The following is a 13,512-nucleotide window of genomic DNA, read 5'->3' as shown; positions in this document are numbered from 1 at the left end:
CGGAGGACAGCACGCGCGGCCCGCGGGCGGTCACGGAAGAGTGCGGATTCATGGGGTCGGTCCGGATGCCTGTGGAACGCTGGAAGGGTCGCCGGCGGGATCGCCTTCGCGGCCGAGTCCGAACCAGTCGCGCCAGCTGCGGGACGGCTCCTCGAAGATCTCGGGCACGCAGGGCTGCCAGGGCGGTGCATGGCCCGTGGCGAAGGCGAAGCGCCGCGCACCTTCGCAGTCGGCGTCGGTGCTGTGCGCGTCCACCACCCAGTTCCAGTCCAGACCCTGCCCCCCCCACTTTCAGCGCGGCACTCGGCAGTCGCGAGAACATCGCCGACCACACCCGCATCGCTCCAGTCGCCCCGTACAGCCCGGTCTGCTCGTTCTGGTCGTTGCCGACCCAGACCACCGCCAGGTGGTCGCCGGTCCAGCCCGCGAACCAGCTGTCGCGCCCATCGTTGCTGGTACCGGTCTTGCCGGCGGCGTCGAGGCGCCCGAGGCCGTCGTTGACCAGGCGCCGCCCGGTGCCCGAGGCCACCGCCTGCTGCAGGGCGACGGTCACCAGCCGCGCCGCCGTGCGGTCGCCTTCGTCCGGCTGCGGCGGCGCCTTGTCGTAGCGCTTGAGCAGGCGACCATCGGGATCGAGCACCCCGCGGACCGCGTACAGCGGCTGGATCTCGCCGTCGGAGGCGAGGAACTGGTACAGCTGGGCCATCGCATACGGGCTCTGGTCCACCGAACCCAGGATGAGCGCAGGGTTGGGAGCGGCCTCGATGCCGGCCAGCTGGCGCAGCAGATGGGCCAGGCGCTCGGGGCGCACCGCCATGCCCACGCGCACCGTGGCCTGGTTGTAGGAATGCGCCAGGGCATCGATCAGGCGCACGCTGCCGTGGCTCTTGCCGTCCGAGTTGCCCGGGGTCCAGCGTTTGCCGTTCTGCAACGTGACCGCCACCGGCGAATCGTCCACCCAGGCGGCCAGCGACCAGCGGTCGGGCAGCGCCAGCGCCAGCAGGTAGACGAAGGGCTTGAGCAGCGAGCCCACCGGCCGCTGCGCTTCGATGGCCCGGTTGAAGCCGGGCGTCGCGACGTCGCGGCCGCCGACCACGGCGAGCACGCCGCCCCCGTGGACGTCGGTGACCACGACGCCGGCCTCGAGCGCGGGCCGGCCCTTGGCCGCCAGGGCCTTGAGCGTGCCGGTGACCGCGGCTTCGGCGTAGGCCTGGGCCGACGGCGACATGCCGGTCATCACCGTCAGGCCGGCGCCCTGCAATTCGTCGGCGGAATAGTCGGCGGCGAGATGGCGACGGACGACGTCGACGTAGGCCGGGAAACGGTTGGCGGCGATACTGCCCGGAGCCGTGGTCACGCCGAGCGGAGCGGCCACGGCGCGGTCGTGCTCGACCCGGTCGATCAGCCCGGTCTCGAGCATTTCGCCGAGCACGAAGTCGCGGCGCGCCCGCGCCCGCTCCGGATACCGCCGCGGGTCGTAGTACGACGGGCCGCGGATGATGCCGACCAGCAGCGCCACGTGCTCGGTCGCAAGGTCGTCGATCCGGCGCCCGAACCAGTACTCGGCGCCCGCGGCCGCGCCACGGATGGCCTGGTTGCCTCGCTGCCCCAGGTAGACCTGGTTGAGGTAGGCCTCGAGGATCCGGCCCTTGTCGTGGCGCGCCTCGATGATCAGCGCGTACAGGACCTCGTTGAACTTGCGGCTCCAGGTCTGTTCCCGGCCGATGCCGAGCAGGCCGCTGCGCGCGAGCTGCTGGGTGAGGGTGCTCGCCCCCTGCCTGGCCTCGCCGGCCTTCAGGTTGATCCAGGCCGCGCGCAGGATGCCCCGCAGGTCGATGCCGCGATGCTGGGCGAAGTCACGGTCCTCGACCGCCTGCAGGGTGTCGGTGAACTGCTGCGGTACGTCCTCCAGGCGCATGAGGCGACGTTCGACCTGCTGCTTGCCGTAGAGGGTGGCGATGCGCGCCGGATCGAGGCGCACTGCCTCGGCGTCACGGCGGCCGGCCAGATCGCGGATCCGCGCCACCTCGCCCCGGGCGATGCGCACCTCGACCCGGCTCGGCGCCACCGCGCCATCGACGTCGGTGAATCCGCGACTGGCGATGGTCCAGCGCCCGTCGGCGGCGGACCAGGTCCCCGGCCGGTCGCCCGCCCCCTTGCGATAGCCGGCGGCGGCGAGCTCGAGCTCGAGCGTCTTCGCATCCATCGCCGTGCCCGCGGACAGCACCAGCGGCCGGGCGTAGACCCGGGTCGGCTCCTGCCACTGCAGCTGGCCGAAGCGCTCGGCGACCTGCTGGTCCAGGTACAGCACATAGGGCACGAGGAAGCCGAGGGCGAGGCCGATCGCCGCGAGCGTCCACGTCAACAATGTGCGGCGCCAGTCGAGACGCGGACGGTCGTCGTGGTCGTCTTCGTCGTATTCGATGCGTGCCATCTGATCTCGGGCTGGAAGTTCTGCGGGAATGGGGGAAGTGGACGCTCCCTCGGCGGCCATCGGTGGCCGTTCCGGCCGCGATGCGGCGCCGGAATGCGAGAATGCGCCCTTCCGTGCCGAGTCTAGCCCAGCGCCCGTCGCCGCCCCGACCGCCCACGTCCATCCTTCAGCCGGAGTTGTCGCCGGATGCCCTACACGCTCGCCGACGCGCGCTTCCTGCTTGCACGCGCCGCAGGCTTCTTCCACCGCGGCCTGCTCAGTGTGCGCACCCGCGGCCTGCGCGCCAGCTGGCGGCGCGCGAGGGCACAGCTGATGCCCCCGCCACGCGCGCTGCGCGAGGCGCTGTACCTGCCGGCCGCGGCGCCGTTCGCGCCCTTCGCGCTGGCCTCCAGCGACCGGCCGCGCGCGAGCATCGTGATTCCGGTCTACGGCCAGTCCGCACGCACCCTGGCGTGCCTGCGCGCGCTGGCCGACCATCCGCCCGAGGCGCCGTTCGAGGTGATCGTGGTCGACGACGGCTCGACCGACGACACGCCGCAGCTGCTGTCCCTGATCGAGGGCCTGCGCCATCACCGCCGGGCCGCGAACGGCGGCTTCATCGCCGCCTGCAACGACGGTGCTGCGCTCGCGCGCGGCGGATTCCTCGTGTTCCTCAACAACGACACGGTGCCGCAGCCGGGCTGGCTGGACGCACTGCTGGCGACCTTCCACACCCACCCCGACGCGGGCCTGGTGGGCGCGCAGCTGCTGTACCCGGACGGCCGCCTGCAGGAGGCGGGCGGCGTGGTCTTCGCCGACGGCAGCGCCTGGAACCACGGCCGCTTCGGCGATCCGGCCGACCCGCGCCATGCCCATGTCCGGGATGCCGACTACGTCAGCGGCGCCGCGATGGCCATTCCCCGCGACCTGTTCCTGACCGTCGGCGGCTTCGATGGCCGCTATGCGCCGGCCTATTACGAGGACACCGACCTCGCCTTCGCCGTGCGCGCCGCCGGCCGTCGCGTGCTGTACCAGCCCGCCGCGCGCGTGGTCCACGACGAAGGCGGGACGTCGGGCACCGACACCTCCGGAGGCCCGAAGGCGGCGCAACTGCGCAACCAGGCGGTGTTCCTGGCACACCGTCGCGCCGAGCTGGCGGCGCATGGGCCGCGCCGCGAGCCTACCCCCGCCGACCTGCACCGCGGTCGGCGCCAGGTGCTGGTGATCGACGCGCTGACGCCGCAGCCGGACCGCGATTCAGGCTCGCTGCGGCTGGTCAACCTGATGCGCCTGCTGCGCGAGGAAGGCGCGCATGTGGTGTTCCTGCCTGCCGACGGCCGCGACCAGGGCGCCTGCACCGAGGCCCTGCGCCAGCTCGGCGTCGAAACCTGGTGCGCGCCGCACCTCGGCGGCATCCCGGCCTGGCTGGCTGCGCACGGGTCGCGCTTCGACGTGGCCATGGTCTGCCGCCACTACGTCGCCAGCGTCTTCGTGCCGCTGCTGCGCCGGCATGCGCCAGGCGCACGCCTGGTGTTCGACAGCATCGACCTGCACTACCTGCGCGAGGCGCGCACCGCCGAGGTCACAGGCGACGCGCGTCTGGCCCGCGTCGCCGCGCGCACGCGACGCCGTGAACTGGCGGTGGTCGCGGCCGCCGACACCACCCTGGTGGTCAGCGTCGCCGAGCGCGAGGTACTGGCGGCCGACGCGCCGGGCGCGCGCGTGGAGGTGCTGTCCAACCTGCACAGCGTCGCCGGCCCGGGGCGGCCCTTCGAGGAGCGCCACGACCTGGTCTTCGTCGGCGGCTTCCGCCACCCGCCCAACGTCGACGCCGTGCGCTGGTTCGTGGCCGAGGTGCTGCCGCTGGTGCGCCAACGGCTGCCTGCGCTCCGCTTCCACTGCATCGGCGCCGACCCGCCCCCGGAGATCGCGGCGCTGGCCAAGGCCCCCGGCGTCACCCTGCACGGCTACGTGCCCGACATCGGCCCGTACATGGACGGCTGCCGGCTGGCGCTGGCACCGCTGCGCTTCGGGGCCGGCGTCAAGGGCAAGGTCAACCTGAGCATGGCGCACGGCCAACCGGTGGTCGCGACCCGCTGCGCCGCCGAGGGCATGCATCTGGTCGACGGCCATGACGTGCTGCTGGCCGACACCGCCGACGCCTTCGCCGACGCCGTGGTCCGTGCCTACGGCGATCGTGCGCTGTGGGAGCGGCTCGCCGCGAACGGCCTGGACAACGTCGCCCGGCACTTCTCCGCCGACGCCGCGCGGGACGTCGTGCGGCGCGTGTTCTTCGACCGGGCCGGACTCACTCGAGCCTGAGTGCGGCCGCGGCCGCGCGCACGCGCCGCTCGAAGTCGGCCAGTCCCGGTGCCGCGGGATCGGCCTTGCGCGCGGCGGCCAGGGCGCTGCGCGCGTTGTCGATCTCGCCCGCGCCCAGGCGTTCGTCACCGACTGCAAGCCAGCGCTCGGCCAGCTGGCGCTGTGCCGCGGCCAGCTCGCCGGCGTCGTCGCCCAGGGCCGCGCGGGCCTCCAGGCAGTCGCCGGCGCGGCGCAGCTGGTTGTCACGCAGTGCGCGCTCATGGCACTCGCGTGCGGCCGCCAGCCGGCGCCCGCGTTCCTTCGCGTCGGGAATCGCCGCCGTCGCGACGCCGCCGGTGCCCGCAACGTCCTGCGGATTCCCGGGTGGTGACGCTTCGCCCTTGAGCAGGCGGGCGATCCGGTCACCCTCGGCGCCGCCTTCCTCCGTGAGTCGCGCCAGGGTATCGGGCAAGTCGACGTGGCCGGGATCGTAGGCACGGGCCCGTGCGACCAGGCGCGCGGCCTCCCCGACGTCTCCGGCGCGCAGCGATTCACGCGCCTGCGCCAGGACTTCGGCAAGCGCGTCCTCGCGACCGCGCAGGGCGCCGGCGTGCGCGGGATCCAGCGCCAGGACGCGCATGTACAGCGGCAGCGCGTCCTTGGCGCCGCCGTCCAGCCGCCCCTGCGCATGGGCCTGCTCCGCGCGCGCATACACAGCTTCAAGGTCGTCCCCGCCGGCCTCGCGTCGGCGGAGCTCGACGGCCACGGCGTCCGCCTGCGCGCGCGGAACCGACAGCGCGCGCGCCAGCGCCAGCTGCCGGCGGGCATCGTCGAAACGGCCCTCGGCCACGGCCGCGCGCGCCTGCTCCAGCGCGGCCAGCGCCACCCGCGCCAGGCCGGCGCGGGCCTCGGCGCGATCGGGATCCATGGCGAGGGCGGCTTCGAACAGTTCGCGCGCACCGCTGCCGTCGGCCGCACTCAGACGGCCCTCCGCCAGCGCCTGCTCGGCCTCGCCGTGCAGCGCCTGCGCCCGAGTCTCCGGCCACAGCCATGCGCCAAGCGGGGCGCGCAGGACGGCCAGCGCAACCACCACCAGCATCGAGCCGATCAGCCACCAGCGCCAATGCCGCACCATCCCCAGGCGCGCGGGCAGGGCGGCAACCCAGCGTGCGATGGCGGCATCGCCGGGCGGTTCGGGAAAGGGATCGACGTGCCTGCGCGAGTTCACGCGCCGGAGCATAGACGGCCGGCGATGAACGCGCAGTCCTCAGGCACGCCGCGCGCGTTCGACCCCGGGCAGGGCTTCGAGCCGTCCCAGCAGGCGCGAGAGCTGGCCGACATCCGCCACCCGCAGTGCCAGCCGCAGCTGGACCCGCCCTTGCCCGCGCGATGCACCCCCGTCGATGGACAGCACGTGCGCATCCTCCTGCGCGATCAGGTTGGTGACGTCCTTGAGCAGGTACTTGCGGTCGATGGCGTCGAGGGCGACCGAGGCTTCGTGGCCGCCGGAGGCGCCGCCCCACTCCACCGGCAGCACGCGCTGCGGCTGCTTCGCCGCCAGCCGCGCCAACGCCGCGCAATCGGCGCGGTGCACGCTGACCCCGCGCGCCCGCGTCAGGTAGCCGCTGATGGCCTCGCCCGGGAGCGGCTGGCAGCAGCGCGCGATCTGCACCAGCAGGTTGTCCACGCCGACCACCGTGAAATCCCGGCTGCCGCCGGGACGCACGCGGCGCGGCGCACGCACGGCGATCACGGCGTTGTCGTCTTCCGCCTCGTGCTGCGCGCGCTCGTGTTCGCCCAGCGCGCGCGCGACCTGGTGCGGCCCGATGTCGCCCAGCGCGACATGGACCTGCAGTTCGTCCACGGTATCGACGTTGAAACGCTTGAGCACCGGGTTCAGGTCGGCCTGGCCCATGCCGACGCGCTTGAGCTCGCGCTCGAGCAGTTCGCGGCCGTCCTGCAGGTTGCGCGCGCGGTCCAGCTTGTGGAACCAGGCCCGCACTTTCTCCCGCGAGCGCGCGCTGGCGAGATAGCCACTGGTCGACAGCAGCCAGTCGCGCCGCGGCTCCGCGACCTTGCCGGTGAGGATCTCGACCCGGTCGCCACTCCGCAGGACGTGATCGAGCGGCACGATGCGGCCGTCGACCTTGGCGCCGCGGCAGCGGTGCCCGACCTCGGTGTGCACGCGGTAGGCGAAATCCAGCGGCGTGGCGCCGCGCGGCAGGTCCACCACCTCGCCCCGGGGAGTCAGCGCGTAGATCCGGTCCTCGACCAGCTCGGTGTCGAAGGCGCCGGCCAAAGCGCCGTCGCCGCTCTCCGCGGTGGCCTCGAGCAGGCTGCGCATCCATTCGATCTTGCGGTTGACCGCGGCTTCGCCCGCGGCCGAGCGCTTCGAGCCCCCGCTCTCCTTGTAGCGCCAGTGCGCGGCCACGCCGCGCTCGGCCTGCTCGTGCATCTCGCGGGTGCGGATCTGCACCTCGAGCGTCTTGCCCTCCGGCCCGACCACGGCGGTGTGCAGCGACCGATAGTCGTTGTTCTTGGGCCGTGCGATGTAGTCGTCGAACTCCCCGGGCACCGGTGTCCACAGTGCGTGCACCACGCCCAGGGCGGCGTAGCAGGCCTGCACGTCGTCGACCAGCACGCGCACCGCGCGCAGGTCGTAGAGCTCGCCGATCGGCACGTCCTTCTTCTGCATCTTCTTCCAGATGCTGTGGATGTGCTTGGGGCGGCCGGCGATGTCGCCGCGGATCCCGGCGTCGGCCAGCGCGTCGCCGAGCAGGCGCGTGACCTGGGCGATATAGCGCTCGCGCCCGGCACGGGTGTCGTCGAGCAGCTTGGCGATGCGGCGGTAGGTCTCCGGCTCGAGGTGGCGGAAGGCCAGGTCCTCGAGCTCCCACTTCAGCTGCCAGATGCCCAGGCGGTTCGCCAGCGGCGCGTGGATGTCGCGGGTCAGCCGCGCCAGCGCCAGGCGCTCGTCGTCGGGCAGCACGGGAGCCGCGCGCATCCTTGCCAGCTGCCGCGCGAGCAGGATCGGAACCACGCGCAGGTCGCGCACGATCGCCAGCAGCAGCCGACGCAGGCCTTCGTGGCCGCGGCCGGGGACCTGTTCGGCGTGCAGCGCCCAGACCTGGTTCGCGGCAGCCTGGCCTTCGAGCAGGGCGGGGATCGCGGAGGCCGGGTCGCGCCCGGTGGCGGCGTGCCGCGCGGCCCAGTCCGGCACGACGTGGAGGATGGCCGCGGCCATGACCTCGCCGTCGGCATCGAGCAGCGCCAGCGCGTCCAGCGTGTCCTCGAGCACGCCCGCGGGATCGCTGCATGGCGCCGGGCCTCCGTCGGCGGCGGCACGCAGCAGCGCGGCAACCGGCCCGGGCAGCGCGCCGAGCGCCGGCAGCGCCAGCAGGGCGTCGATGTCCACGGTCTGGGCCACGTCAGGCTCGATCCACGAGAGGAAGGACGGTCTACACTAGCCCGACCACGCCATCGGGAACAGTCGCCATGCCGGTCCGCAGCATCCTCCTCGCCGCATCGCTCCTCTTCGCCATGCCGGCCTTCGCGCAGCAGCCGATCGAGGCGCAGATGACGCCCGAGGAGTTCGCCGCCGCCGGCCTGGACAAGCTCAGCGCCGGGGAGCTCGCCCGTCTCAATGCCTGGCTCAACCGCACCATCGAGGGCGAGACCACCAGGGCCACCACCGAGACCCGGGCGAAGGTGGCGGAAGAGAACCGCGGCTTCTCCGCCCTGGGCCCCAGCGAGCCGATCGAAGCCCGCATCAGCGGCGGATTCGACGGCTTCGCCCGCAATCGCGAGTACACCCTGGACAACGGCCAGGTGTGGCGCCAGATCGACGCCGCCACGCTCGCCGGCGTCCGCCGGGACAGTCCCTCCGTGCGGATCACCCCGAGCGTGATCGGCAAGGCGTGGTTCCTGACGATCGAGGGCTACAACACCCGCGCCAAGGTGGTCCGCGTCAGGTAAGCGCCGCCAGCCGCGCGGCCAGTTTTTTCGGCGACACCCCGCCCTTCGCGCCGAGTTCCTGCGCGAAAAGCTGCACGCGCAGCTCCTCGAGATCCCAGCGCAGGGCCTGCCAGCCGGCCCCGCCGGCCTCGCCCGCCGCGCGCGCGTCGTCCAGCGCATCGGCGAAAGGCTTGAGCTCGAGCATGCGCTGCTGGTCGCGCGAGGGATCGTTGAGCGCGCGGCCCGCGCGGATCGCGAGCGCCTTCAGATAGCGCGGATACTCGGCCAGGGCGTCGGCCGGCACCTCGCGCAGGAAGCCCGGCGGCACCAGCGCCGCGAGCTGCGCCTGCATGTCGTCGAGGTTGCCGCGGGCCCAACCCATCAACCGGCCCTCGAGCGCAGCGCGGACCTCGGCCACCAGGGCCAGGATCTTCTCGGCCTGCTGCAGGCGCCGCATGGCCTCGGGGAACAGGGCCCTGCCGACCGCATCGACCTGCGCGGCGAAGGCGTCCGGGTCGCGGATGGCGCCGGGACCGTCGGCGGTGAGTGCGACGAAGGCGCCATCCACCAGGTCCTCGCGCAGGACATCCGCAGACCGGCCGCCGGCCGTCGCACGCGGCGCCGCGGATTCGATGGCCGCGTACAGCAGCGCGATCCTGGGCTGCACCGGCAGCTGTTTCCGCGCCTGGCGCATGCGGTCGGCCAGGGCGATGGCGAGCAGCCGGCGCACCCCGTCCGGGTGCTGGCGTTCGGCCTCCGCGCGGTCGGCGTGGACCTGCAGCGAGACGCTGTCGCCCTCGTCGTGGAGCGCGGGAAAGGCCGGCACGCCGCCGGCGCCCGGCACCGAGAGCGGGATCGGGGCGTCCGGGAACGTCGTCAGGGCCTCGCGGGCCAGCCCGGCGGCGGCGTGCGCGGCGAAGGCCTCGGCCGCACCCGCGCCGAAGCGTGCCCGCAGTTCGTCGAGGTCGCGGGATTCGGCCAGCACCTGGCGGCCGTCGGCATCGAGCAATCGCAGGTTGGCGCGCAGGTGCGGCTCCAGCGCCGTCTCGTCGAACCCGGTCGCGGAAACCTCGACCCCGGTCAGGCGCTTCAGGAAGCGCGCCAGCGCGCCGGTGATGCTGTCGGTGGCCGCGTCGGCCGCGCCATGGGCCTCGGCGAAGGCGCGGGCGAAATCCGGCGCCGGCACGAAGTTGCGGCGCAGCGCCTTGGGCAGGCCGCGCAGCAGCGCCGTGGCCTTCTCCTCCACGAAGCCCGGCGCCAGCCAGCCCAGGCGCGGCGCGTCCAGGGCGTTGAGCAGGTGCAGCGGCACGACGACGGTCATGCCGTCGTCGGGTGCACCGGGTTCGAAGCGGTAGTGCACGGCCAGGCGCGCATCGCCCAGCGGGAAGTACGCGGGGAAGCGGTCGGCATCGCTGCCGTCGGCGACCAGCAGGTCGTCGCGGGTCCACTGCAGCCCGCGGCGCTGCTCCTTCGGCAGCTTCGCGAACCAGGCGTCGAGCGCCTGGGCGCTGATGATCTCCGACGGGATCCGGTCCCGGTACCAGCGCAGCATCCAGTCCTCGTCGACCACCAGGCCGGTGCGGCGCTGCTTGGCCTCTTCCTCTTCGGCGGAAGCCAGGGTGCGACGGTTGCGGGCGACGAAGTCGGCGCGCAGGTTGATCTCGCCGGCGACCAGGCCGTCGCGCAGGAACAGTTCGCGCGATTCCTCCGGATACTGCGCGCCGTAGTGGAAAGGTCGCGCCGCGGCCAGGACCAGGCCGAACAGCGCGACCTGCTCGCTGCCGATCACCCGGCCCTGCTTCCGCGACCAGCGCGGGTCGAAGTGGCGGCGCGACAGCAGGTGGGACAGTCCGGCTTCGATCCACTCGGGCTCGATCGCGGCATTGGTCAGCGCCCAGACCTTCTCGGTGTCGAGCAGGGTGGCGGAAAGCAGCCACGGCGGCGGCTTCGAAGCCAGGGTCGAGCCCGGGAACAGCTGGAAACGGCGGCCGCGCGGGCCTTCGTAGGTGGCCTGGCGACGCTTGTCGCGCTCCGGCAGCGCGTGCCCGACCTGGGCGGGCAGGCCGACGAGGAGCGCGCCGTGCAGGCGCTGGTACAGGTCGCGCGCGGACGCGACGCCATTGCCGGCGTCGGGCACGCCGCGCTGCCTGTCGGCGCCACGGCCGCGCCCCCGCGGGCCGGGTACCCGCGCCTCCTCCGGGGGCACGACCTCCGCATCGAGAGCAAACAGCGCATCACCACCGCGCTCTTCCTCCTCCCAGCCCAGTTCCGCGCACTGCAGCTTCAGCTGCCGGTGCAGCTCGCGCCATTCGCGCATGCGCAGGAAGCCGAGGAAGCTGCGGTCGCACCACTTGCGCAGCTGCGACTGGGTCAGCTCCTCGTGCGCAGCCCGGTAGGCCTCCCACAGCCGCAGGATGGCGACGAACTCCGACTTCGGATCGCTGAAGGCCGCGTGCGCCGCATCGGCGGCGGCGCGCTGGTCGGCCGGCCGCTCGCGCGGATCCTGGATGCCGAGGAAGGCGGCGATCACCAGGGTCTCCCGCAGGCAGCGCTGTTCGCTCGCGGCGACCAGCATGCGCGCCAGCTTCACGTCCACGGGCAGCTTCGCCATCAGGCGCCCGGTGGCGGTGAGCCTGCGCGCGCCATCCACCGCGCCCAGCTCGGCCAGCTGCTGCCAGCCGTCGGCGATGGCGCGCGCATCGGGCGGTTCCAGGAAGGGGAAATCCTCGATCGCGCCCAGGCCCAGCGACAGCATGCGCAGGATCACGCCGGCGAGCGCGGCGCGGCGGATCTCCGGGTCGGTGAACTCCGGGCGCGCGGCGAAGTCCGCTTCGTCGTACAGGCGATAGCAGGTGCCCGGCGCCACGCGGCCACAGCGGCCGGCGCGCTGGTTGGCGCTGGCCTGGCTGACCGGTTCGATGTGCAGGCGGTCCAGCTTCTGCCGCGGGCTGTAGCGCTTCACGCGCGCAAGGCCCGGGTCCACCACGTAGTGGATCCGCGGGACGGTCAGCGAGGTCTCGGCGACGTTGGTCGCGAGCACGATGCGACGCTGCGCCCCCGGATTGAACACCCGGTCCTGGTCGCGCGCCGAGAGCCGGGCGTACAGCGGCACCACTTCGGTGTGGCGGTACGTGCGGCCTTCCAGCGCCCGATGGGCATCGCGGATCTCGCGTTCGCCGGGCAGGAAGACCAGCACGTCACCCCCCATGCCGCTGCCGCCCCCGCGGAGGATCTCGTCGCAGGCCGCGACGATGCCTTCGGTCACCGACATCCCGCCGCCGTCGCCGTCCGCTGCGGTGGCTGCCCCCTCCAGTGGACGGTAGCGGAGTTCGACCGGATGGCCGCGACCCTCGACCGAGACCACCGGCGCATCGTCGAAGTGCGCCGAGAAGCGCGCGGTGTCGATCGTGGCCGAGGTCACCACCAGCTTCAGGTCCGGCCTGCGCGCCAGCAGCTGTTTCAGGTAGCCGAGCAGGAAGTCGATGTTGAGGCTGCGCTCGTGGGCCTCGTCGATGATCAGGGTGTCGTAGCGCGACAGCCAGCGGTCGGACTGGATCTCGGCCAGCAGGATGCCGTCGGTCATGAACTTGATGGCGGTCTGCTCGCCCACGTTCTCGGTGAAGCGCACCTGGTAGCCGACCGCGCCGCCCAGCGGCACCTGCAGCTCCTCGGCCACGCGCCGCGCCACCGCGCGCGCGGCGATGCGCCGCGGCTGGGTGCAGCCGATCATGCCCGCGGCGCCGCGGCCGGCGGCCAGGCAGAGCTTGGGCAGCTGGGTGGTCTTGCCGGAACCGGTCTCGCCGGCGATCACGACCACCTGGTGGGCGCGCAGCAGTTCGACGATGCGACCGGCCTCGGCCGCGATCGGCAGCGTCGGGTCGACCTCGGCCGCGGGCAGCGCCGCCGCCCGCGCCTCGCGCCGGGCCACCGAGCGCGCGACGGCATCCTCGAACGCACGGCGCCGCTCCGCGTCCGCGGGCGCCTGCTCCAGGCGCCGCAGCAGCCCGAGCAGGCGGCCGCGATCCCGGCTCAGCGCGCCGTCGACCGCCGCGCGCCACGCGCGCCTTGACGCCCGGCTCGCATCCGGGCTCCTAGACTCCAGCTCGTTCATGCAGTCCGCGGCCGCCTCGGGCCGCTTCTTCCACCGATGGTGCGCACATTGTCGCGCGCCCGCGAAAAAGGACACAGTGATGCCCAGGACGAAGAAGTCCGGCAAGGCCGGAAAGACCGGAAAGACCGACGGGGCGCGCAAGACCGCCAAGGCCGGCGCCGCCGCGGCCGCCCGCGCGGCGACGCCCTTCGCCTCCCCGGAGCCGGGAGCGGTGGCGCCGGTGGACATCGGCATCTCCGAGCGCGACCGCCGGGAGATCGCGGCGAACCTCTCGCAGTTCCTCTCGGACAGCTTCACCCTCTATCTCAAGACCCACAACTTCCACTGGAACGTGACCGGGCCGATGTTCAACTCGCTGCATGCGATGTTCATGGACCAGTACACAGAGCAGTGGAACGCGCTGGACGAGACCGCCGAGCGCATCCGCGCCCTGGGCTACAACGCACCGGGCTCGTACGCCGAGTTCATCCGGCTGTCGTCGATCCCGGAGGAGCCGGGCCTGGCCGAAGCACCGGACTGGCGCGAAATGGTGCAGCAGCTGGTGGCCGGCAACGAGGCCGTGTGCCGCACCGCGCGGGCGGCGCTCACGCACGCCGACGACGCCGGCGACGATCCCACGGTCGACCTGCTGACCCAGCGCCTGCAGGTGCACGAGAAGAACGCCTGGATGCTGCGCTCGCTGCTGCAGTGACGTCGCACACGCTGCGCGTCCGACGACCACGGTTCCGCGATG

Annotated in this window: 6 protein-coding genes and 1 pseudogene; 3 read left to right on the top strand and 4 right to left on the bottom strand. The window is 73.2% G+C overall.

What is annotated here, in order from left to right:
- Positions 1-48: 48 nt before the first annotated feature.
- Positions 49-2,434 (bottom strand): annotated as a pseudogene (gene mrcB / locus FPZ22_RS10225) (penicillin-binding protein 1B).
- Positions 2,435-2,620: 186 nt separating this feature from the next.
- On the opposite strand from mrcB, the gene FPZ22_RS10220 reads away from it, so the two are divergent.
- On the top strand, positions 2,621-4,735 hold the full coding sequence (locus FPZ22_RS10220; protein ID WP_144892693.1) for a glycosyltransferase: 2,115 nt from the start codon (positions 2,621-2,623) through the stop codon (positions 4,733-4,735).
- Here the strand turns inward: FPZ22_RS10220 and FPZ22_RS10215 are convergent.
- Both FPZ22_RS10215 and FPZ22_RS10210 read right to left on the bottom strand, forming a co-directional pair.
- The gene (locus FPZ22_RS10215) at positions 4,722-5,942 is read right to left on the bottom strand and encodes a hypothetical protein (protein ID WP_246120690.1); all 1,221 of its coding nucleotides are present in this window, start codon (positions 5,940-5,942) and stop codon (positions 4,722-4,724) included. The genes FPZ22_RS10220 and FPZ22_RS10215 overlap by 14 nt on opposite strands.
- A 39-nt stretch (positions 5,943-5,981) precedes the next feature.
- On the bottom strand, positions 5,982-8,141 hold the full coding sequence (locus FPZ22_RS10210; protein WP_144892691.1) for a RelA/SpoT family protein: 2,160 nt from the start codon (positions 8,139-8,141) through the stop codon (positions 5,982-5,984).
- Positions 8,142-8,209: 68 nt separating this feature from the next.
- Between FPZ22_RS10210 and FPZ22_RS10205 the strand changes: the two genes are divergently transcribed.
- A complete protein-coding gene (locus FPZ22_RS10205; protein ID WP_144892689.1) occupies positions 8,210-8,689 on the top strand; it encodes a hypothetical protein in 480 nt (159 codons plus the stop codon).
- Here FPZ22_RS10205 and hrpA read toward each other — a convergent pair.
- A complete protein-coding gene (hrpA, locus tag FPZ22_RS10200; RefSeq protein ID WP_144892687.1) occupies positions 8,682-12,779 on the bottom strand; it encodes an ATP-dependent RNA helicase HrpA in 4,098 nt (1,365 codons plus the stop codon). The genes FPZ22_RS10205 and hrpA overlap by 8 nt on opposite strands.
- Positions 12,780-12,858: 79 nt before the next feature.
- Between hrpA and FPZ22_RS10195 the strand changes: the two genes are divergently transcribed.
- Entirely contained in the window at positions 12,859-13,470 is a 612-nt protein-coding gene (locus FPZ22_RS10195) for a Dps family protein (RefSeq protein WP_144892685.1), read from the top strand.
- Positions 13,471-13,512: the final 42 nt, after the last annotated feature.

It is taken from the genome of Luteimonas granuli (assembly GCF_007795095.1).
Lineage (GTDB): Bacteria > Pseudomonadota > Gammaproteobacteria > Xanthomonadales > Xanthomonadaceae > Luteimonas > Luteimonas granuli.
The sequence above is the reverse complement of the archived record's forward strand: the minus strand, read 5'-3'. Positions and strand labels throughout refer to the sequence as shown.

Excerpts from the sequence above, each read along its gene's own strand:
- FPZ22_RS10220 (WP_144892693.1), top strand. The coding sequence starts at position 2,621 with ATGCCCTACACGCTCGCCGACGCGCGCTTCCTGCTTGCACGCGCCGCA.
- FPZ22_RS10195 (WP_144892685.1), top strand. The coding sequence starts at position 12,859 with ATGCCCAGGACGAAGAAGTCCGGCAAGGCCGGAAAGACCGGAAAGACC.
- FPZ22_RS10205 (WP_144892689.1), top strand. The coding sequence starts at position 8,210 with ATGCCGGTCCGCAGCATCCTCCTCGCCGCATCGCTCCTCTTCGCCATG.
- hrpA (WP_144892687.1), bottom strand. The coding sequence starts at position 12,779 with ATGAACGAGCTGGAGTCTAGGAGCCCGGATGCGAGCCGGGCGTCAAGG.